This window comes from Brevundimonas naejangsanensis (assembly GCF_003627995.1).
Taxonomy (GTDB): Bacteria; Pseudomonadota; Alphaproteobacteria; order Caulobacterales; family Caulobacteraceae; genus Brevundimonas; species Brevundimonas naejangsanensis_B.
On record NZ_CP032707.1, the window covers coordinates 695,258 to 714,611 of the forward strand.

The window sequence follows — 19,354 nt, forward strand, 5'->3', positions numbered from 1 at the left end:
CCCCGAATGGGGCATTTCCCTGTGCGCTACCAAGAGCCGCAGAAGCGACCCCGGCGCCTAGGAGCCGTCATGACCGCAAATTCCGTTTCCTCTTCTCCCGAGCAACTCGCCGCCATGTCCGATCGGGCGCGCGAGGTCGTGCGCCTGAACATAGAGGCGCTGCAGGCCCTGGAGCGGTCTCTGGACACCTCGATCGCGCGCGCCGCCGACGTCATCCTGTCGCGGCCGGGCTATGTAGTGGTGACCGGCATGGGCAAGTCGGGACACATCGGCGGCAAGATCGCCGCCACCCTGGCCTCCACCGGGACCAACTCCTTCTTCGTCCACCCGGCCGAGATGAGCCACGGCGACCTGGGCATGCTGCGCCCGGACACCACCTTGCTGGCCATCTCCAATTCGGGCGAGAGCCGCGAACTGCGCGACCCACTGATCTTCTGCGCCCGCAACGACATTCCGGTCATCGGCCTCACCCAGCGGCCGCAGAGCTTCCTGGGCCGCCACTCCGACGTCTGCCTGACCATGCCCAAGGTGGCCGAGGCCTGCCCCAACGGCCTGGCCCCCACGACCTCGACCCTGATGACCCTGGCCATCGGCGACGCCCTGGCCATGGTGCTGATGGACCGGCGCGGCTTCACGCGCGAGGATTTCGGCCTGCACCATCCCGGCGGCGCCCTGGGCATGAGCCTGCAGACCGTGCGCGAATGGATGGGCGACAACGCCGCCGCCCCCGCCGGCGTGCCGCTGGACGCCGACTTCAGCGCCGTGGTCTCGGCCATCACCGAGGGCCGCAAGGGGGCGGTCGCGGTCCTGGCGCCCGACGGGACCCTGGCGGGCATGATCACCGACGGCGACATCCGCCGCGCCTTCGCCCACGACATCTCGGCCCTGCGCGCCGAGGACATCATGAGCCGCAGCCCGATCACCGTCGATCCCGAGGCCCGCATGAGCGACGTGGTCGACCTGCTGAGCGCCAACAAGATCAGCAATCTGTTCGTCGTCGACGATCGCCGTCCGGTCGCCATCATCCACATCGCCGAGTTGATGCAGGCGGGCTACGTGTCCTGATGCCTGAGGACATCCTGTTCGACGCCAGCCGGCTGCTCAGCCGCGCCGAGCGCAGCGCGCCGACCGGGGTGGACCGGGTCTGCCTGGCCTATGCGGAATGGCTGATCCGGCACCCCGTCTATCGGATGACGCCGGTCCGGGCGCGCCATGATCGGCTGGCGCGCGTCGACAACGACTGGTTCCGCGACCGGATCGCCGAACTGCGGGCGCGCTGGAGCGGCCCGGGCGCCGTCAGCGAACTGGGGCCTGACGCCCAGCGCCTGTTCGACGCCCTGCGCTCGCCCGACAACACGGTCTCGGTCATCGGCCACGCGCCCGACCCTGAAGCGCCGCCCAAAGGCATTCAACGACGCGTCTGGAAGCAGTATTTCCGCACCGGCAAGATCAAGGCGCCGCCCTCGGCCCGCGCCTATCTGAATGTCGGCCACACCAGCCTCAACACGCCCGACATCCTGACCTCCCTGGATGCGTGGAACATCGAGCGGGTGGTGATGATCCACGACCTGATCCCGATCACCCATCCCGAATTCTGCCGCCCCGGCGACCGGGCCAAGCACGAGCGCCGTGTCGTCAATGTGCTGCGCCACGCCTCGCGCATCATCGTCAACTCCCAGCATACCGCCGACGAACTGCACGCCTTCGCCGATCGTTCGGCCCTGCCGACCCCGCCGGTGGACGTCGCCCACCTGGGCCTGGAGCCGAGCCTGAACGGGACGCTCGCCGTCGGCGCGGCCCACCCCTACTTCATCCACGTCGGCACCATCGAAGCGCGCAAGAACCTGGCCTTCCTGCTGACCGTCTGGCGCCGCTTGCAGGAAAAGATGGGCGCCGAGGCTCCCCGCCTGGTCCTGGTCGGCCGCTACGGCTGGGAGAATGAGGCGGTGCTGGACCTGCTTCAGCGCTCGCCGAATCTGCAGGGGCTCGTCCATCAGGCCGAGGACCTGCCCGACTGCGCCTTGTCGGCCCTCATGCGCGGCGCCCGCGCCGTGGTGGCCCCCTCGGCGACTGAGGGCTTCGACCTGCCCGCCGTCGAGGCCAGCGCCATGGGCCTGCCCCTGATCGCCTCGGACATCGCCGCCCACCGCGAACTGGTGCCCCACGCCCGCCTGATCGATCCGCTGGACGGCCTGGGTTGGCTGGCCGCCATCGAGGACTGGACCCGCCGGGCGCCGGTCGCCCCGCCCTATTCCGCCCCGACCTGGGACCGGCATTTCGAGGTGATCGAGCAGCAGGTGCTGCCGCCCTCTGGCGACGCCGCCGCCCTGCGGGTAAGTATCTGATCAAACTGCACAGAGTCGCCATGACCAGAACCGCCGCCAGCCTGATCATCGTCGCCCTGCTTGCCGGGTGCTCCACCCTGCCGCGCGACGGACCGTCGGGCCTGAGCGTGGCCCAGGGCGCCTCCTCGCCCGAGCGCGAAGGCGACTATGCGATCGTCCCGCTCGATTTCGAGCTGAGCGAACGGCTGAAGGCGGCCCCGCCGCGGTCCTTCTCGAGCCTGGCCCTGGCCTCCAGCGAAGCCCCGACCGATGTCATCGGCGTGGGCGACACCCTGGTCGTCAGCATCTTCGAGCCCGGCGGCGGCCTGTTCGGCGGCGCCAGCGCCACGGCGGCCGGCAACCAGACTCTTCCGCCCCTGGTCGTGAACCGCAACGGCGCCGTCCCCCTGCCCTTCGCCGGCGAGGTCCAGGTCCAGGGCCTGACCCCGAGCCAGGCCTCGGCCGCCGTGCGCCGCGCCCTGGTCGGCAAGGCGGTCAATCCGCAGGTGATCGTCACCATCTCCGGCAACGCCTCCAACGCCGTCACCGTTCTGGGCGAGGTGCGCAGCCCCGGCCGCCAGCCCCTGTCGGCCAATCACGACCGCATCCTGGACGTCATCGCCGCCGCCGGCGGCTCGTCACGGTCGATCCACGACGTCGACGTGCGCATCCAGCGCGATGGCCGCACCTATGCGGCGCCGATGGCGATCGTCACGACCGAGTTCAACGAGAACGTGCGCCTGCAGCGCGGCGACCAGATCAACCTGGTGTACAAGCCGCGTCGCTTCAGCTCCTTCGGCGCTTTCAACGCCGTGGCGCGCAGCGAACTTCCGCCCGGCCCGCTGACCCTGGCCGAGGCGCTGGGCGGCGTCGGCGGCCTGGACGCCAACCAGGCCAACGCCCGATCGGTCCTGGTCTTCCGCTTCGAGCGGCCCGAGGTGGCCCAGGCCCTGGGCATCCAGCAGCCGGCGACCTCGCGCGGGGTGCCGGTCGTCTATCGCCTGAATCTGAACGAGGGCGAGGGCTTCTTCATCGCCAGCAATTTCCAGATCGAGCCGGACGACATTATCTACGCCCCGCGCGCCGGGGCCGCCGAGATGCGCAAATTCTTCGAGGTCGTGCAGAGCATCACCCGCGTGGTCTATGACGTCTCGGTCACCAGCACCCTGACGCTCAACTAGGCCTGATGCTGGGCCGCTTCGGACGCCGTCGCGACGATCACGCCAGTCGCGCAGCCGCGCCCGAGCGCCCCGGCCGTTCCCCCGACGAGGGCGTGGACAGCCTGCTCGTCGAGATTGCAGCCATGGAGGCGGCCGCGGCCGGGGTCTATGGCCGCCACGGCCTGCCCGATCAGCCGGGCCAATATCGTCAACGAGGCCGCGAAGGCGCGTGGGAAAAGGTAGCCGACGACCTCACGCCAGCCGAAAAATGGGCGATGATCGAAGCGGCGCCGCCGAAAGAAGGCTGGCGTTTCGCCTCGCTGGAGCATCTGGGCGCCCGCTCCCGGATTGCCGAGGTGCGGCAGGCCGCCGCCCTCCTGACCGCCTGCCGGGGCCTGCGCGCGCGGCTCACGGAGGAGGCGCCCATTTCGCCGCAAGACCTCGCCGACGCCATCCGCCTCGGCGCTTCCTGGCGCCGCCTGTCGAATCCCGGCGCTCCCCTGGACGCCGCCGGCCCGCTCCTCTTCCTGCCGCCCGAGGGCGACGACTAGGGTTCGGCCAGTCCCGTCGCCTGGGCCAGCAGTTCGATCGAACGCACGCGGGCGACGGGGTCCCAGATCTGGCTGGTGATCATCAGCTCGTCCGCCTCCGTCCGGGCGATGAAGGCGTCCAGGGCGGCCTTGGCCGTCGCGGGCGAGCCGACGGCCGAACAGGCCAGGGCGGCGTCGATCATGCCCCGCGCCGCGCCGTCCAGAGCCTCGTAATAGCCCTCGACCGGCGGCGGCAGCTTGCCGGGACGGCCGGTGCGCAGATTGACGAAGGCCTGCTGGACCGAAGTGAAGAGCAGGCGCGCCGCCGCATCCGTCTCGGCCACGAAGGCGTTGTAGCCCAGCATGACGTAAGGCTTCTCCAGATGCTGCGACGGGCGGAAGGTTCGGCGGTAGATGTCGATGGCCCGCATCAGCTCGCCCGGCGCGAAATGGCTGGCGAAGGCGTAGGGCAGGCCCAGGTGGGCCGCCAGTTGCGCCCCGTAGGTCGAGGAGCCCAGAATCCAGATCGGCACGTCCTGGCCCTCGCCAGGGTTGGCGATGATGCGCTGATCGGACGTCGCCGGGGCGAACCACTGCATCAGCTCCATCACGTCCTGCGGGAAGGCGTCGACGTCGCCCGTCAGCGTGCGGCGCAGGGCCCGCGCCGTGGCCTGGTCCGAGCCGGGCGCGCGGCCCAGGCCCAGGTCGATGCGGCCGGGATGAAGGGCGTTCAGCGTGCCGAACTGCTCGGCGATGACCAGGGGGGCGTGGTTGGGCAGCATGACGCCGCCGGCGCCGACGCGGATGGTCTTCGTCGCCGCCGCCACCGCCCCGATGACGACCGAGGTCGCGGCGCTGGCGATGCCCGGCATGTTGTGATGCTCGGCCAGCCAGAAGCGGCTGTAGCCCAGCCGCTCGGCGTGGCGGGCCAGGTCGAGGGTATTGGCGAGCGCCTGGCCCACGTCGGAGCCTTCCGGCACGGGGGCGAGATCGAGAATGGACAGAGGGATCATCCGATCGATATGGGGCCGCGCCGCGGCGGCGCCATACCGATCAAATGATCAAATCAGTCGAGGACGACGCCCGTCGTGCGCATGATCTCGGCGCGCAGCTCCGGCAGGCCGAAGCCCTTCTCGGACGAGGTGACGGCCACGTGCGGATAGGCCGCCGGCCGCTTGGCGATGGCCTTCAGCGTCGCCGCCTGGACCTTCTCGGCCTCGCCCTTCTTGAGCTTGTCGGCCTTGGTCAGGACGATCTGATAGGAGACGGCCGACAGGTCGAGGGCGTCCAGCGCCTCGTCGTCGACCTTCTTCAGGCCGTGGCGGCTGTCGATCAGCAGATAGACCCGCTTCAGCGTCACCCGGCCGCGCAGATAGTCGCGGCCCAGGTCCTGGAACTTCTTCACCGTGGTCTTGGACGCCTTGGCCCAGCCGTAGCCGGGCAGGTCGACCAGACGCATCCGGCCGTCCAGGTCGAAGAAGTTGACCTCGCGCGTGCGGCCCGGCTCGTTCGAGGCCCTGGCCAGCTTGTGCATGCCGACCAGGCCGTTGATCAGGCTGGACTTGCCCACGTTGGAGCGGCCGGCGAAGGCGATCTCGGGCAGGTCCGGGCTCGGCAGTTGCTCGATCTTGGCGCAACCCATGATGAAGGTCGCGGGGCGCGCGAACAGGACGCGCGCCGCCTCGATCTCGGCCTCGGCGTATTCGCCGACCTTGGGCTCGTCCGAAAATTCCAAGCGATCAGGCCTTCTTGAAACGGGCGATGAAACTGTCGATCGGGTTCTCGGCCCCGAAGCGATGCATGATCACATACTGCTGGATGATCGACAGGACGTTGTTCCACGCCCAGTAGATCAGCAGGCCGGCCGCGAACGGGGCCATGATGAAGGTGAAGACGATCGGCATCAGCTGGAAGATCTGGCGCTGCATCGGATCCTGCGCCGGCGGGTTCATCGCCATCTGCAGCCACATGGTGAAGCCGTAGACCAGCGGCAGGACGCCCAGGTGCAGCGGGCCGTTCAGCAGGCCGCCCAGCAGCGGCAGGGTGGCCGGATCCCACGGCACGGCGCCGAACAGGTTCCAGATCGTCGACGGGTCGCGCGCCGACAGGTCGCGGATCCAGCCGAAGAAGGGCGCGTGGCGCATCTCGATGGTGACGAACAGCACCTTGTACAGGGCGTAGAAGACCGGAATCTGCACCAGCATGGGCAGGCAGCCGGCCAGCGGGTTGATCTTCTCCCGCTGGTACAGGGCCATCATCTCCTGCTGCTGCTTCTGCGGATCGGAGCCGTGCTTCTTCTTGATCTCCTCCATCTTGGGCTGGAGGGTCCGCATCTTGGACAGGCTCTCGTAGGACTTGTTGGCCAGCGGGAAGAGGACCAGCTTGACCACGACCGTCAGGGCCAGGATGGCCAGGCCGAAGTTGCCCAGGACGCCGTAGAAGAACTCCACCACGGTGAAGATCGGGCGCGTCAGGAACCAGAACATGCCCCAGTCGATGGCATAGACGAAGCGCGGCAGGTCTAGGGACTGCTCATAGCCCTTCAGCACCTCGGCGCGCTTGGCGCCGGCGAACAGACGCTGGGTCTCCTCGATCTGGCGGCCGGGCTGTATGGTGCGGGTCGCGCCCAGCATGGCGGCTTCGTGGATGTTCAGGCCCTGCGCGTCGCGCACCGAGAAGCGGCCCTCGATGGCCTCGTTCTGGGTCGGGATCAGGGCCGCCAGCCAGTATTTGTCGGTGATGCCCAGCCAGCCGCCGGTCGACTCCTTCTGGATGCGCGGCTTCTTGGCCCAGTCCTTGTACTTGACCTGTTCGGTGGTGAATTTGTCGTCCGAGCCGAAGGCGCCGATGGCGCCCTCGTGCAGGATCATCTGCTTGCCCAGGTCGACCGGCACGCCCTGGCGCTCGACGCGGCCGTAGGGGGCGATGGCGATGGCCTGGGTCCCCAGGTTGGCCACCGTGTCCTTGACCGTGAACATGTACTGCTCGTCGATCGAGACCACGCGGATGAAGCGCAGGCCGGCGCCGTTGTCCCAGGTCAGCTCGACCGGCGTCGCGGGGGTCAGGGCTTCGCCCTTCGTCAGCTTCCACACCGTGTTCGGGCCGGGCACGCCGCCCGCGACGTTCGGGCCGCTCCAGCCGAACTGGGCGAAATAGGCGTGCTCCATGCCCTGCGGGCGGAACAGCTCGACCGGCGGCGAATTCTTGTCCAGCGTCTCGCGGTAGCGGGTCAGATACAGGTCGTCGATGCGCGCGCCCTGCAGCGAAAGCGAGCCCTTCAGGGTCGGGGTCTGGATCGGCACGCGCGCCACCGTGCCCAGGGCCTGGGCGCGATCCTGGACGAAGACGCCGGGCGCCGGGCCGGACGGCGTCAGGCCGGCGTCGGCCGAGGTCTCGCGCGCCTTCTGCTGCTCGGCGGCGACGATCTGCGCCTGGCGCCGGCTCTCGGCCTGCGGGCGCATCACCATGAAGTAGTAGACGCCCATGATCAGGGCCGCCAACACGAAGAAGATGATGGTGTTGCGCGAATTCTCGTTCTGCATCGGGATCAGCGGTCCTGGCCGGAAGGGCGCGGTTCGGTGTCGGCGCGGGCGGGCGAAACGACCCGGTCTCCCCCATCGGGAGCCGCGCGCGGGGTTGCGAGCCTTGTAAGGGCCGATTTCACATCGTCAAGCAAGCGGTCCCAGTCGCGGTCCGCCGTGCCCATGCGGGCGATGAACACATAGTCGCACCCGGTCCGTCCGTGCAGGGGGGTCAGCAGGCGAGCGGCCTCGCGCAGGCGCCGCTTGGCGCGGTTGCGCACCACGGCGCCGCCGATCTTGCGGGTGGCGGTGAATCCCAGGCGCACCGTCGGGTCGCCGTCCTTGCGATCCAACTGCTGGACCACCACGGCGCCGCGGGCCTGGGAAACGCCTTTGGCGGCCGCCAGAAACTGGGGCCGCCTCAACAGGCGATCGATTTTCATCAGATCGGTCATGCGCCCCGCCCTGAAGGGAAATGGGCGCGTGACGTCAGGCCGTCAGGCGCTTGCGGCCCTTGGCGCGGCGACGCGCAACAATCTTTTGACCGTTCTTGGTGGCCATCCGAGAACGGAAGCCGTGACGGCGCTTGCGCACGAGTCGCGACGGCTGATAGGTCCGCTTCACGGTCGGCTCCGGGTTACTGGGGTTGGCGACAGACACAAGCGTCAGCCGCGAGAGAGGCGGGCGTATAAGCGGCGACAGGACGAGAGTCAACGCCGTAGCGGATCGAGAAAGCGGCGGCGCGGCCGGAAATCGGCTATGAAGGCGCCGTGTCGAAGATGACGGAGCACGGTTTGGACCGGGTGAAAAGATTCCTGCCCCTGGCCGTGCTCGCAACGATGATCGTCCTGATCTTCGGCATGGGATGGAATCGCTACCTGTCGCTGGACACCCTGCGTGTGCACGGCGCGGCCTTTCAGACCCTGACCGAGCAGCATTACGCCCTGATGCTGCTGGCCCTGATGCTGATCTTCGCCCTGCTGACCGCCAGCGTGGTGCCGGGGGTGGTCTTCGTCACCGTGACGGCCGGCTATCTGTTCGGGCCGTGGGTCGGCGGCGCCGCCACCGCCTTCGCCGCCACCATCGGGGCCCTGGCCGTCTATTATGTGGGACGCACCGCCCTGGGCGATTCCCTGCGTCGCCGGGCGGCCGCCGACACGGGCTTGCTGAACAAGGTCTGCGCCGGCGTGGACAGGAACACCTTCTGGTATGTGCTGGTCGCGCGCCTGGTGGTCACCGTGCCCTTCCACATGATCAATGTGGCGGGGGGCGTCATGGCCGCGCCGTTGCGCCCCTACATGATCGCCACCTTCCTCGGCCTGCTGCCGGCCCACGTCATCTATTGCTGGATCGGCGACAGTCTGCACGACGTCCTGGTCACGAATCCGAATCCCGACATTCGGAGCCTGTTCGCGGAGTTCTTCTGGCCCCTGATGGGGGTGGCCTTCCTGTCCATGCTGCTGCCCCTGCTGCTCAAGCTGGCGCAAAGACTGATCGACGGCCGGCGCGCCCGCCCCCGCCAGGAGGCGCCATGACCGAGCGCGAGGCCCTGCCCCCAAGCACCGCCGCCGCCACAATGGCCGCCGACGCCTCCCCGGCCCAGCCGCCCGCCCGGTGGGCCGCCTGGCGCGAGCGGCTGCGGCTGCGCGCCCCGGACGGCCTGTCCAGCCGCCTGCTGCTGCTGACGGCGGCCTTCACCCTGGCGGTCGCCGCCCTGATCATCGTGCCCAGCGCCGCCTCCTTCCAGGAGCGGTGGCTGATGGACCGACTGCAGGCCGCCGAACTGGCCTCGGTCGGGGTCGAGGCCCTGCCCTATTCCGCCGTCGAGGACGCCACCGCCGAACAACTGCTGAGCATCGGCGGGGTGCAGTCGGTCGTGGTCGGCGAACAGGGGGTGCGGCGCCTGCTGCTGCAGGCCCCCAACCTGCCGCGCGCGCCCGACCTGATCGACCTGCGCCGCCGCAGCCTGGGGGCGCGGCTGCTGGACCCGTGGAAGACCCTGTTCGGCCACCCCGACCGCTCGCTGAGGGTCCAGGCGACGCCGCGCTACCGCTCGGGCGACCTGATCGAGATTCTCGCCCCGGCCCAGCCGCTGAAGAAGGAGCTGGAGACCTTCCTGGTCAACAGCCTGATCATGTCGCTGCTGATCGCGGCGGTGGCCGGGGGGCTGCTCTACGCCGCCCTCTCCTTCCTGGTGCTGCAGCCGCTGCGCCGGGTCACCCGCTCGATCGAACGCTTCGCCGCCAATCCCGAAGGCCCGGCCCAGCCGCCCTCGGCCCGCCATGACGAGATCGGCCGGGTCGAGCGCGAACTGGCCCGGATGCAGGAGGAGGTGCGCCAGTCGCTGCGCTCGCGCGCCCGTCTGGCCGCCCTGGGCGAGGCGGTGGCCAAGATCAACCACGACCTGCGCAACATGCTGACCTCGGCTCAGATGGCGTCCGAGCGGCTGTCGACCTCGTCTGACCCCCTGGTGGCGACCGCCCTGCCCCGGCTGGAGCGGGCGCTGGGCCGGGCCTCGACCCTGGCGCGCAACGTCCTGGCCTACGGCAAGACCGAGGAGCCCGCCCCCCAGCGCCAGAAGATGCTGCTGGCCCGCGCCGTGGCCGCCGCCGCCGAGGATGCAGGCCTGGAGCCGGACGGGGTGCGACTGGTGCGCGACCTGCCCGCCCGCTTCGCCGTCAACGCCGATCCGGACCAGCTTCACCGCATCCTGGTCAATCTGATGCGCAACGCCCGACAGGCCATCGAGGACGCCCCGGACCGCCACGGGAAGGGAGCCATCACGGTCAGCGCGGAGACCCGCGACGGCATGGCCGCCATCGGCGTGCGCGACGACGGGCCGGGCATTCCGCCGCGGCTGGCGGGACGGCTGTTCGAGCCTTTCGTCAGCGGCGGCCGAGCCGACGGCACGGGCCTGGGCCTGACCATTTCGCGCGAACTGGCGGCCAACCACGGCGGCGCCCTGGTCCTGCTGGACACGGGACCGCAGGGAACGAGCTTCGAACTGCGGCTGCCGCACTGAGCCCCCGGGCCGCAGCCTTCCGGCCACGCAGACGTTGTTTCCTTTGAGCGCCGAAAGCGCCAAGCTTGCGACCCCGCCCGTCCGCAACCGAGGAGAGACCCGATGATTCGTCCCCTGGCCCTACGCACGGCGACGCTGGCGCTGCCCTTCGCCCTGACGCTGGCGGCGGCCGCCCTGGCGCCTCACGCCCAAGCTCAACCCCAGACTCAGGCCCAACCGACGCAGAGCGACCCCGTGGCCGAGATGCTGCGCGCGCGCGGCGAGCGTTACCACCGCGCCCCCGATTCCGCCCAGAACCCCGACGAGGTGCGCCGCACCCAGGCCCTGAACGCCGAGATCGTCGCCCAGAACGATCTGGCCGAAAGCCAGGACCGTGCCAATCAGGCGGCCTACGCCGAGGCCCAGCGCCGCTATCAGGCCGAGATGGAGCAGACCCAGGCCGAAGCCCGCGCGGAGAACGAACGACACGAAGCCGACCTGCGCGCCGCCGACGAGGCCCAGGCCCGCTATGAGCGCGAAATGGCCGACTGGCGCGCCACCGTCGCCGCCTGCGAACGCGGCGACCGCGCCCGCTGCAACGCCGGACGCCAGCCGCCGTACTGATCCCTCAAAGCCCTCCCCCTCGATGGGGGAGGGTTGGGTGGGGGTGGAGGCAGGCCGTTGCCGATGGCGCGCGGGAGACGGGGCGCGCCTCCTGCGTCCCCCTTGGGCGTCGCGTCCGCACCCCCATCCCCGCCCCTTCCCCCATCGAGGGGGAAGGGAGAGGAAACCCAACAGAAAGGGCGCCGCCGACCTGCGTCGGGGCGCCCTTGTTCATGTCCGGCCTCGGGTCGGATCAGGCCTCGGCGGCTTCCGTGCGCCGCTTCAGCATGGAGTCGAAGCTGTCCCAGACGCCGTCGGCGCCGTGCCAGGCCCCTTGCGTCGCCGCCTTGGAGTATTCGGTGGCGCGCGCCTCGAAGAAGTTGGCGTGCTCCACGCCCGACAGCAGCGACTGAAGCCACGGCAGCGGGTTTTCCTTCACGCCATAGACTTCCGGCAGTTGCAGCTGGCGCAGGCGCCAGTCGGCGATGAAGCGGATGTAGGCCTTGATGTCGTCCGGGGTCATGCCGTTCACCGGCCCCATCTCGAAGGCCAGGTCGATGAACTTGTCCTCCATCTCGATCACCGTCTTGCAGCAGTCGACGATGTCGTCGGCCACGGCCTTGGTGACGGCGCCCGTCTCCTTGTTGAAGGCGTGGTACAGCTTGATGATGCCTTCGCAGTGCAGGCTCTCGTCGCGCACCGACCAGGACACGATCTGGCCCATGCCCTTCATCTTGGACTGGCGCGGGAAGTTCATCAGCATGGCGAAGCTGGCGAACAGCTGCAACCCTTCCGAGAAGCCCCCGAACATGGCCAGCGTCCGGCATACGTCGGCGTCGGTCTCGACGCCGAACTGGCCCATGAAGTCATGCTTGTCGCGCATGGCCTCGTATTCCATGAAGGCGCCGAACTCGCTCTCGGGCATGCCGATGGTCTCGAGCAGCAGGGCGTAGGCCGCGATATGGATCGTCTCCATATTGGCGAAGGCGGCCAGCATCATCTTCACTTCGGTCGGTTTGAACACCCGGCCGTAGCGCTCCATGTAGTTGTCCTGCACCTCAATGTCCGCCTGGGTGAAGAAGCGGAAGATCTGGGTCAGCAGGTTGCGCTCGCCGTCGTTCAGATTGGCGGCCCAGTCCTTGACGTCCTCGCCCATCGGAACTTCCTCGGGCATCCAGTGGACCTGCTGCTGCTTCTTCCACATGTCGAAGGCCCACGGGTAGCGGAAGGGCTTGTAGGCGGCCGAGGGCGTCAGCAGGCCGGGGGCGCCGGGACGAATGATGGTGGCGGGAGCGTTCATCGACAGGAACCTAGGCGAATCCGAGATGGGTGGGTTTCAAATCCACCATGCGACCACCGGCGCCCGGCGACAAGGGAGGACCACTATCTAGCGATCACATTTCACTAGACCGCTAGATATGGTGTTTTCATGACAGGAATCTGGGGGAGGAAATGGGGATGGTTTTCACGCTTTACGGGGCTGCGGGCTCCGGCTCGGTCCCGGTCGAGGCCGCGCTGCGGCTGATCGGACTGGACTATCGCCGGGTCGAGGCCGTGACCTGGGAGGGCGAGGCCGAGCGCGACAAGGCGGCGGTCGTCAACCCGATGCGGCAAATCCCCGCCCTGGTCACGCCGCACGGGGAGGTGATCACCGAAAGCGCCGCCATCCTGATCTGGCTGGCCGATTCCCATCCCGAGGCGCGGCTGGCCCCCGCCCTGGACGATCCGCGCCGGGCGCAGTTCCTGCGCTGGATGTTCAGGCCGAGGTCAGGCGCCGCACCATCGAGCGCATCGCCGAATGCTGGCGCATCATGGACGCCCAGATCGCGCCGGGCCGCTTCCTGCTGGGCGAGGAGCTGACCGTGCTGGACCTCTATGTCGCCACGGCCAGCCGCTGGACGCCGCGGCGCCGCCGCTTCTACGCCGAGGCGCCTCGCATAGCCGAAGTTGTGCGCCGGGTCGACGCCCTGCCCGAACTCCAGGCCTTCTGGGCCGAGCGCTTTCCGTTCGAGCCCGGCTGGGAAGGATGACCGTCAGGCAGCGTCGGCCGAAGCCCGGACGGCGGCCGCGCGGAAGGCCTGTTCGACGGCGGCGAACAGGCGTTCGTGCGTCAGCGGCTTGGCCAGATGGCCGTCCATGCCGGCCGCGAGACAGCGCGCGGCGTCCTCGGGCATGGCGTCGGCCGTGACCGCCAGGATCACCGCCGCGCTGGAGGGACCCGTCTGGCGACGGATGCGGCGGGTGGCCTCCAGACCGTCCAGGCGGGGCATGCGGACATCCATGAGGATCAGGTCGAACGCGCCGCTCGCCGCCTTGTCGACCGCCTCATAGCCGTCGACGGCCTCGACGGCCTGGGCGCCCGCTGCCTCCATCATGATGCGCAGCATACGCCGATTGGCCGGGTGGTCGTCGACGATCAGGGCGCGCAGGGGCCGGTCGACCGCCCCCGCCTCCTCCTCGGCTTCCAGGCGCAGCGCCTGCGCCTCCGACAGCCGCGCCAGGCGGGCGGTCAGGATGAAGACCGATCCGCCCGCCGAGGTCTCGCTCAACACCACGTCGCCGCCCATGGCGCGGGCGTGAAGCCGGGCCGCCGACAGGCCCACCCCCGCGCCGCCGTGCCGCCGCTGCAGGGAATCGTCGCCCTGGGCGAAGATGTCGAACAGGCTGGGCCGCAGGCTGGGCGCGATTCCCGGCCCGGTGTCGGCCACCTCGATGGCCAGGCGTTCGTCTTCAAGGCTTATCCGGACGCGAACCTGTCCCGAATCCGTGAACTTCACCGCATTGGACAGCAGGTGCCGCAGGGCGGCCCCGAGACGACGCCGATCGCCCAGCCGATGCTCGCCCGCCGCGCCCTCGAAGGCGAGATCGAAGACCAGGCTCTTGGCGGCGGCGGCGGCGGCGGCGGATTCGCAGACCTCGCGGATCAGGGGCTCGACCGCGATGGGTTCGGGCTCGGCCGCCTCCTGGCCGCGCGAGGCGTCCAGCACGTCCTCGACCAGCAGCAACATGGCCCCGCCCGCCTCGCGGATCGCCGCGACCTGGGCCTGGGCGTCCGGGGCCAGGTCGCCACGCCTCGACAACAGGTCGGCATAGCCGCTGATGCCGTTCAGGGGGGTGCGCATCTCATGGCTCATCACCGCCAGGAAGCGCGACTTGGCGGCGACCGCCTCTTCGGCGCGCCGCCTCTGCTCCAGCGCCAGGGCCGTGCGGCGCGCCAACCGCGCCGCATTGGCGCGACGCTCGGCCATCAGGGCGCTGATGGGAAGGGCCGTCAGCGCCGCCACCAGCAGGAAGCCGTAGTAGAGCGGCATCTGCCGCAGCCTTAGGGGCGCCATCTCCAGCCCCGCCACATAGGGCACGGTCGAGGCGCTGACCGGGCCGGAGCCGACCATGGTCATCAGGCCGCTGATCGTCACCCCCGCCAAGAGCGTGATCGCCATCCACGGCGGCGACAACCGATAGGCCGCCAGCATCAGCGGCGGAAACACCATGAACAGGAAGGGCGACGACTGGCTGAAAACCACAATGAACGTCCCGGCCGTCAGGGCCAGGACGCTGACGATCTCCCACGGTGGCGACGCCTCGTCGCGGAACCTGTGCGCGCGCGCCAGCAGCAGCAGGCTGGGCGTCATGATCAAAAGGCCCAGCATCTCCATCATGAACAGATGACGCCAGGTGAAGAGCGCCCGCGTCAGGGAATAGTCTTTGAACCAGACCGCCAGCAGCACCCCGATCGTCGTGGTGGCGGCCACCGCCGGCCCCGCCGCCCCCAGGGCGAACAGCAGGACCCGGCGTGGACGACGCATGTCCAGGGCCGCGCCGCACAGCCGCCGCGCCAGCAGCCCGGCGATGACGGCCTGCCCCAGGTTGAGCAGGGGATTGATCCAGACAAAGGGCGGTGCGTCGCCGCGCAATTCGGCGCTTACCAGATTCAGGCCGAAGCACAGCGCCAGGACGATGGCCGCCCGTCGGCGCGGCAGTTGCAGATAGGCGGCCAGAAGGACCCCATTGGTCGGCCAGACGATCACGGCCTGAAAGGTCGTCGCGCTCCAATGGCCGATCAGCAGGCACAGCAGATACAGCAGCACATAGCCGGCCGCCGGCGGACCGGCCTCCAGACCCGCGTCATGCCGAAACGCGCGCCATCGCCCTCTCGTCGTTACTGCCGCCACGCGGATCCCCGGGTCTCTGACCAACGTTATATTCGTAAAAGCGTAAACAAAAACTGCGCAGCGAATCGCCGCCGCTAGCCTGGCCCCGACGTCGGAGGCGATGACGCCTCCCTTCCTAGGGATCGTCCCGCAGCGGGGCGTCATGCAGGCGCTGGCGGCGTTCGGCGGCGTAGGCGACCAGCCACAGGACCATCGACCAGGCCGCCCCCACGCTCCACCCGGCGAAGACGTCAGAGGCCCAGTGCGCGCCCAGATAGATGCGCGTCAGCCCGATCAGCAGGGCGATGACCACGGCGCAGCCCAGGACATAGGCCTTCAGCCGCTTGCGCGGAAAGGCGCGGGTCAGCATGACCCCCAGGGTCAGGTAGAAGACGGTCGCCAGCAGGGCGTGGCCCGAGGGGAAGCTCGCGTTCAGCGTCTCGACCGCCTGATAGGCGGCGGGCGGTCGTTCGCGCTCGAACAGGGCTTTCAGACCCTCGCTCAGCGCCACCCCTCCGGCCAGGCTGACGACCAGCAGCAGGGCCGACAGCCGTTTTCTCATGATGAGCAGGAAACCCAGGGCGATCAGCGCGAACAGGACCAGCACCGCTATGCCGCCCAGCGAGGTCAGGTCCGCCGCCGCCTCCCGCAGCCACCACGGCCCCCAGGGGCGGCCGGGATCATCGGCGTAGGGCCGCACCGCCGCCAGCACCGCCCGGTCGAAGGCCTGGCCGCCCGGCTCCTGCATCTCATCGGCCGCCTCGATGAAGACCAGCACCCCCAGGGTCGCCACCAGCAGGGCCGCGACGGCGGCGATCTCGGTGCGCGCAACCCGCAGGGCGCGCGTCAGGAAGGCGGTGGGATGAGGAGCCATGGGGCGCTAACGGCGACGCTGGCCAGGACGTTCCCTGGCTCACGGGTCCACCCGCCGCTCGGGACGCAAAAAGTGATCGCCCGCCAATTCCCGAGTCATTTCCACAGGGTGCGGCCGACCGCCCACCGATTCGAAAGAAAAGCCTGCGTCAAGAGCTTTACGAGCGGTTAGGGATGTGCGCCCATATATGTAGCCGAGCATAGGAACCGAGACACCATATCTAGTGTTTCAAACCGGCACGGTCTTCTAACGGATTTGTTCGGGGCAGTGATGAAAATGGCTGGCGGCGAAGCTTTGCAGACGACGGAATTCTCAGCGGTTTCCTCGGCTCCGCCCGAGGGCAAGCCGCACCTGAAGGTGGTCACCGGCCTGCAGCTGGACCGCTCGCGCGACGCCCTGCTGACCGATTTCGGCAAGAAGACCCTGGAAGACCGCTACCTGCTGCCCGGCGAAAGCTACCAGGACATGTTCGCCCGCGTGGCCACGGCCTACGCCGACGACGCCGACCACGCCCAGCGCGTCTATGACTACATGTCCAGGCTGTGGTTCATGCCGGCGACCCCGGTGCTGTCGAACGGCGGCGCCGATCGCGGCCTGCCGATCTCCTGCTTCCTGAACTCGGTCAACGACAGCCTGGACGGCATCCAGAACGTCTGGAACGAGAACGTCGCCCTGGCCTCGAACGGCGGCGGCATTGGCACCTACTGGGGCGGCGTCCGCTCCATCGGCGAGAAGGTCAAGGGCGCGGGCCAGACCTCGGGCATCATCCCCTTCATCCGCGTGATGGATTCGCTGACCCTGGCGATTTCGCAAGGCTCGCTGCGTCGCGGCTCGGCCGCCGTCTATCTGGACATCCACCACCCGGAGATCGAGGAGTTCCTCGAGATCCGCAAGCCGTCGGGCGACTTCAACCGCCGCTCGCTGAACCTGCACCACGGCATCAACATCACCGACGCCTTCATGGAGGCGGTGCGCGACGGCAAGCCGTTCGACCTGGTCTCGCCCAAGAACGGCGAGGTCCGCAAAACCGTCGACGCCCGCAACCTCTGGACCAAGATTCTCGAAATCCGGATGCAGACGGGCGAGCCCTATCTGATCTTCTCGGACACGGTGAACCGGCAGATGCCGCAGCACCAGAAGGACCTGGGCCTGTCGGTCAAGCAGTCCAACCTGTGCTCGGAGATCATGCTGCACACGGGCCTGGACCATAAGGGCGTCGAGCGGACCGCCGTCTGCTGCCTGTCGTCGGTCAACGCCGAGACCTTCCTGGAGTGGCGCGAAGAGCCGCGCTTCATCGAGGACATCATGCGCTTCCTCGACAATGTGCTCGAGGACTTCATCACCCGCGCCCCGTCGTCGATGGCCGCCGCCGTCTATTCGGCCCAGCGCGAGCGTTCGGTGGGCCTGGGCCTGATGGGCTTCCACTCCTTCCTGCAGGCGCAGGGCGTGGCCTTTGAATCGGCGATGGCCAAGAGCTGGAACATGCGCCTGTTCAAGCACCTGCGCCGCGAGGCCGACAAGGCCAGCCGCACCCTGGCCGAGGAGAAGGGCCCCTGCCTCGACGCCGCCGAGCGCGGCGTGATGGAGCGGTTCAGCCACAAGCTGGCCATCGCCCCGACCGCCTCGATCTCGATCATCTGCGGCGGCACCTCGGCGGGCATCGAGCCGATCCCGGCCAACATCTATACGCACAAGACCCTGTCGGGCTCGTTCGCGGTCAAGAACCCCTACCTGCAGAAGCTGCTGGGCGAAAAGGGCATCGACACCGAGGCGGTCTGGTCGTCGATCCTGGAGCATGAAGGCTCGGTCCAGCACCTGGACGCCCTGAGCGAGGACGAGAAGGCCATCTACAAGACCGCCTTCGAGCTGGACCAGCGCTGGGTCATCGAACTGGCCGCCGACCGCACCGGCGACATCTGCCAGGCGCAGTCGCTGAACCTGTTCATCCCCGGCGACGTCAACAAGTGGGACCTGCACATGCTGCACTGGTCGGCGTGGGAGCGGGGCCTGAAGTCGCTGTATTATCTGCGCTCCAAGTCGGTGCAGCGCGCTGCCTTCGCCGGGGCCGACGACAAGCAGGAAGAAGAGATCGATCCGAACCAGCCGGACCTCTTCTCCATCGCCCGCACCGACTACGACGAGTGCCTGGCCTGCCAATAGGCCCTACGCCGCTCATCACGACCGCCTGACCGCCGCCCGGAGGAACCCTCTTCCGGGCGGCTTCGTTTGTCAGAAGGATTGTGGCCCAAAAGAGTCCGTTGCGGTTCACCGGCGTTCGTGCACAGTGGAGTCGTTAACGGATCGGGAGGGACCGTTGATGCGACGCATGGCATGGGCAGGACTGGCGATCGCGGCGACCGCGCCGGCTGCCATGCCGACGGCCGCGCTCGCCCTGCCGCAAGCCCTGCTTGAGGCCCCCGTGGCCGCGCGGGGCGGCGAGGCCGTGCGGTTCGAGGACGCCGCCGCCCGGATCGACAGCCGCCTGCCCTTCTCGGCCGAGCCCGACGCCGCCTTCGGGGCGCCGGTGCAGTTCAACGACGCCGCCCGCCTGAGCGCCGACCTGGCCGAACGACGCCAGGAGGCCTGGTTCGCCGGCGACGGCTTCACCGACCGGCTGCGCGTCACGACCATGGGCGAGTTGCGCCGCGCCGACGGCGGCCCCCTGCCGCCGCGCGCCCTGGATGCGGCGGGCTTCTCCGCCGAGAGCTACGACGTCACCTATACGCGCGGCTGGACGGCGGCCAGCGGCCGCACGGCCTCGGGTCTGGAGGTCTCCCTGACGCCCCACGCGGGCTTCGGCGTCGGCAGCGACGGCCCCTCGGCCGAGGCAGGCGCCACCTTGCGCATCGGCGAAGGCCTGGACCGCCTGGCCCCCAACGGCGACGAGGCCTTCGGCGAACGCCCGCGCTGGTATCTGTACGCCGCGGGCTCCAAACGGGCGGTCGGCTACAACTTCGCCCGCACCCGCGACGGCGACTTCGCCCGCTCCGGCGTCAGCCAGGACGGCGGCTCCTACCTGGGCGACGCCTCCATCGGCGTGGCCTATCGCCGAGGCGCGGTTCAGGGCTCGTTCGGCATCGTCTATCGCGAGATCGAGGTCAAAGGCCTGCGCGGCTATCAGGGCATCGACACCGACGTGTCGGAGGGCCTGGCGGCCTTCCAACTGACCATCCGCCCGCCGCGCTAGGCC

General features: G+C 69.1%; 17 protein-coding genes and 1 pseudogene. 10 read left to right on the top strand and 8 right to left on the bottom strand.

All coding sequences use genetic code 11. The features are described from left to right. Positions 1–69 precede the first annotated feature (69 nt). The 4 genes from D8I30_RS03240 to D8I30_RS03255 are packed head-to-tail and all read left to right on the top strand — an operon-like array spanning position 70 to position 4,035. Positions 70–1,065: a KpsF/GutQ family sugar-phosphate isomerase gene (locus tag D8I30_RS03240; RefSeq protein ID WP_121481465.1), complete on the top strand. Its 996-nt coding sequence runs from the start codon at positions 70–72 to the stop codon at positions 1,063–1,065. Beyond that, on the top strand, positions 1,065–2,345 hold the full coding sequence (locus tag D8I30_RS03245) for a glycosyltransferase family 4 protein (protein WP_121481466.1): 1,281 nt from the start codon (positions 1,065–1,067) through the stop codon (positions 2,343–2,345). Before D8I30_RS03240 ends, D8I30_RS03245 begins: the two co-directional genes overlap by 1 nt. A 20-nt stretch (positions 2,346–2,365) precedes the next feature. Next, positions 2,366–3,505 carry a polysaccharide biosynthesis/export family protein gene (locus tag D8I30_RS03250; protein WP_121481467.1) on the top strand — a complete coding sequence of 380 codons (1,140 nt, stop codon included), beginning with the start codon at positions 2,366–2,368 and terminating at the stop codon, positions 3,503–3,505. Between the two features lie 5 nt (positions 3,506–3,510). Next, the gene (locus D8I30_RS03255; protein ID WP_121481468.1) at positions 3,511–4,035 is read left to right on the top strand and encodes a hypothetical protein; all 525 of its coding nucleotides are present in this window, start codon (positions 3,511–3,513) and stop codon (positions 4,033–4,035) included. Here the strand turns inward: D8I30_RS03255 and D8I30_RS03260 are convergent. Genes D8I30_RS03260 through rpmH form a run of 5 tightly spaced genes read right to left on the bottom strand, consistent with a single transcriptional unit; the run spans position 4,032 to position 8,159 of the window. After that, complete coding sequence (locus D8I30_RS03260) at positions 4,032–5,027, bottom strand: LLM class flavin-dependent oxidoreductase (RefSeq protein WP_121481469.1); 996 nt, start codon at positions 5,025–5,027, stop codon at positions 4,032–4,034. The two genes, D8I30_RS03255 and D8I30_RS03260, sit on opposite strands and share 4 nt — an antisense overlap. A gap of 53 nt (positions 5,028–5,080) precedes the next feature. Then, positions 5,081–5,749: a ribosome biogenesis GTP-binding protein YihA/YsxC gene (gene yihA / locus D8I30_RS03265; protein WP_121481470.1), complete on the bottom strand. Its 669-nt coding sequence runs from the start codon at positions 5,747–5,749 to the stop codon at positions 5,081–5,083. 4 nt (positions 5,750–5,753) lie between these two features. Continuing rightward, positions 5,754–7,556, bottom strand: a complete 1,803-nt coding sequence (gene yidC / locus D8I30_RS03270; RefSeq protein ID WP_121481471.1) for a membrane protein insertase YidC — start codon at positions 7,554–7,556, stop codon at positions 5,754–5,756. A 5-nt stretch (positions 7,557–7,561) separates the two neighbouring features. Next, positions 7,562–7,990 (bottom strand): ribonuclease P protein component, encoded by a 429-nt coding sequence (gene rnpA / locus D8I30_RS03275; RefSeq protein ID WP_121481472.1) that lies wholly within the window; start codon positions 7,988–7,990, stop codon positions 7,562–7,564. Positions 7,991–8,024: 34 nt separating this feature from the next. Further along, a complete protein-coding gene (gene rpmH / locus D8I30_RS03280; RefSeq protein ID WP_003164000.1) occupies positions 8,025–8,159 on the bottom strand; it encodes a 50S ribosomal protein L34 in 135 nt (44 codons plus the stop codon). A gap of 155 nt (positions 8,160–8,314) precedes the next feature. Between rpmH and D8I30_RS03285 the strand changes: the two genes are divergently transcribed. The 3 genes from D8I30_RS03285 (at position 8,315) to D8I30_RS03295 (ending at position 11,160) form a co-directional block, all read left to right on the top strand. Next, positions 8,315–9,070, top strand: coding sequence for a TVP38/TMEM64 family protein (locus D8I30_RS03285; RefSeq protein WP_240387366.1), 756 nt, complete (start codon positions 8,315–8,317; stop codon positions 9,068–9,070). After that, on the top strand, positions 9,067–10,557 hold the full coding sequence (locus tag D8I30_RS03290) for a sensor histidine kinase (RefSeq protein WP_240387307.1): 1,491 nt from the start codon (positions 9,067–9,069) through the stop codon (positions 10,555–10,557). The genes D8I30_RS03285 and D8I30_RS03290 overlap by 4 nt, the downstream gene beginning before the upstream one ends. 102 nt (positions 10,558–10,659) lie before the next feature. Next, the gene (locus tag D8I30_RS03295; RefSeq protein WP_121481474.1) at positions 10,660–11,160 is read left to right on the top strand and encodes a cell wall hydrolase; all 501 of its coding nucleotides are present in this window, start codon (positions 10,660–10,662) and stop codon (positions 11,158–11,160) included. A 232-nt stretch (positions 11,161–11,392) separates the two neighbouring features. Here D8I30_RS03295 and D8I30_RS03300 read toward each other — a convergent pair whose 3' ends face one another. After that, positions 11,393–12,439 (bottom strand): ribonucleotide-diphosphate reductase subunit beta, encoded by a 1,047-nt coding sequence (locus D8I30_RS03300; protein ID WP_121481475.1) that lies wholly within the window; start codon positions 12,437–12,439, stop codon positions 11,393–11,395. Positions 12,440–12,591: 152 nt separating this feature from the next. Here D8I30_RS03300 and D8I30_RS03305 point away from each other — a divergent pair. After that, a pseudogene (locus D8I30_RS03305) lies at positions 12,592–13,169 on the top strand (glutathione S-transferase family protein). A gap of 3 nt (positions 13,170–13,172) precedes the next feature. Here the strand turns inward: D8I30_RS03305 and D8I30_RS03310 are convergent. Beyond that, positions 13,173–15,311 (bottom strand): hybrid sensor histidine kinase/response regulator, encoded by a 2,139-nt coding sequence (locus D8I30_RS03310; RefSeq protein WP_162938795.1) that lies wholly within the window; start codon positions 15,309–15,311, stop codon positions 13,173–13,175. 115 nt (positions 15,312–15,426) lie between these two features. After that, positions 15,427–16,164, bottom strand: coding sequence for a phosphatase PAP2 family protein (locus D8I30_RS03315; RefSeq protein WP_121481477.1), 738 nt, complete (start codon positions 16,162–16,164; stop codon positions 15,427–15,429). A 270-nt stretch (positions 16,165–16,434) separates the two neighbouring features. On the opposite strand from D8I30_RS03315, the gene D8I30_RS03320 reads away from it, so the two are divergent. Both D8I30_RS03320 and D8I30_RS03325 read left to right on the top strand, forming a co-directional pair. Further along, positions 16,435–18,324, top strand: a complete 1,890-nt coding sequence (locus D8I30_RS03320) for a ribonucleoside-diphosphate reductase subunit alpha (RefSeq protein ID WP_121481478.1) — start codon at positions 16,435–16,437, stop codon at positions 18,322–18,324. A gap of 157 nt (positions 18,325–18,481) precedes the next feature. After that, on the top strand, positions 18,482–19,351 hold the full coding sequence (locus D8I30_RS03325; RefSeq protein WP_240387308.1) for a lipid A-modifier LpxR family protein: 870 nt from the start codon (positions 18,482–18,484) through the stop codon (positions 19,349–19,351). Positions 19,352–19,354 lie beyond the last annotated feature (3 nt).

Excerpts from the sequence above, each read along its gene's own strand:
- D8I30_RS03240 (WP_121481465.1), top strand. The coding sequence starts at position 70 with ATGACCGCAAATTCCGTTTCCTCTTCTCCCGAGCAACTCGCCGCCATG.
- D8I30_RS03245 (WP_121481466.1), top strand. The coding sequence starts at position 1,065 with ATGCCTGAGGACATCCTGTTCGACGCCAGCCGGCTGCTCAGCCGCGCC.
- D8I30_RS03250 (WP_121481467.1), top strand. The coding sequence starts at position 2,366 with ATGACCAGAACCGCCGCCAGCCTGATCATCGTCGCCCTGCTTGCCGGG.
- D8I30_RS03255 (WP_121481468.1), top strand. The coding sequence starts at position 3,511 with ATGCTGGGCCGCTTCGGACGCCGTCGCGACGATCACGCCAGTCGCGCA.
- D8I30_RS03260 (WP_121481469.1), bottom strand. The coding sequence starts at position 5,027 with ATGATCCCTCTGTCCATTCTCGATCTCGCCCCCGTGCCGGAAGGCTCC.
- yidC (WP_121481471.1), bottom strand. The coding sequence starts at position 7,556 with ATGCAGAACGAGAATTCGCGCAACACCATCATCTTCTTCGTGTTGGCG.
- rnpA (WP_121481472.1), bottom strand. The coding sequence starts at position 7,990 with ATGACCGATCTGATGAAAATCGATCGCCTGTTGAGGCGGCCCCAGTTT.
- D8I30_RS03285 (WP_240387366.1), top strand. The coding sequence starts at position 8,315 with ATGACGGAGCACGGTTTGGACCGGGTGAAAAGATTCCTGCCCCTGGCC.
- D8I30_RS03290 (WP_240387307.1), top strand. The coding sequence starts at position 9,067 with ATGACCGAGCGCGAGGCCCTGCCCCCAAGCACCGCCGCCGCCACAATG.
- D8I30_RS03295 (WP_121481474.1), top strand. The coding sequence starts at position 10,660 with ATGATTCGTCCCCTGGCCCTACGCACGGCGACGCTGGCGCTGCCCTTC.
- D8I30_RS03300 (WP_121481475.1), bottom strand. The coding sequence starts at position 12,439 with ATGAACGCTCCCGCCACCATCATTCGTCCCGGCGCCCCCGGCCTGCTG.
- D8I30_RS03315 (WP_121481477.1), bottom strand. The coding sequence starts at position 16,164 with ATGGCTCCTCATCCCACCGCCTTCCTGACGCGCGCCCTGCGGGTTGCG.
- D8I30_RS03320 (WP_121481478.1), top strand. The coding sequence starts at position 16,435 with ATGAAAATGGCTGGCGGCGAAGCTTTGCAGACGACGGAATTCTCAGCG.
- D8I30_RS03325 (WP_240387308.1), top strand. The coding sequence starts at position 18,482 with ATGCGACGCATGGCATGGGCAGGACTGGCGATCGCGGCGACCGCGCCG.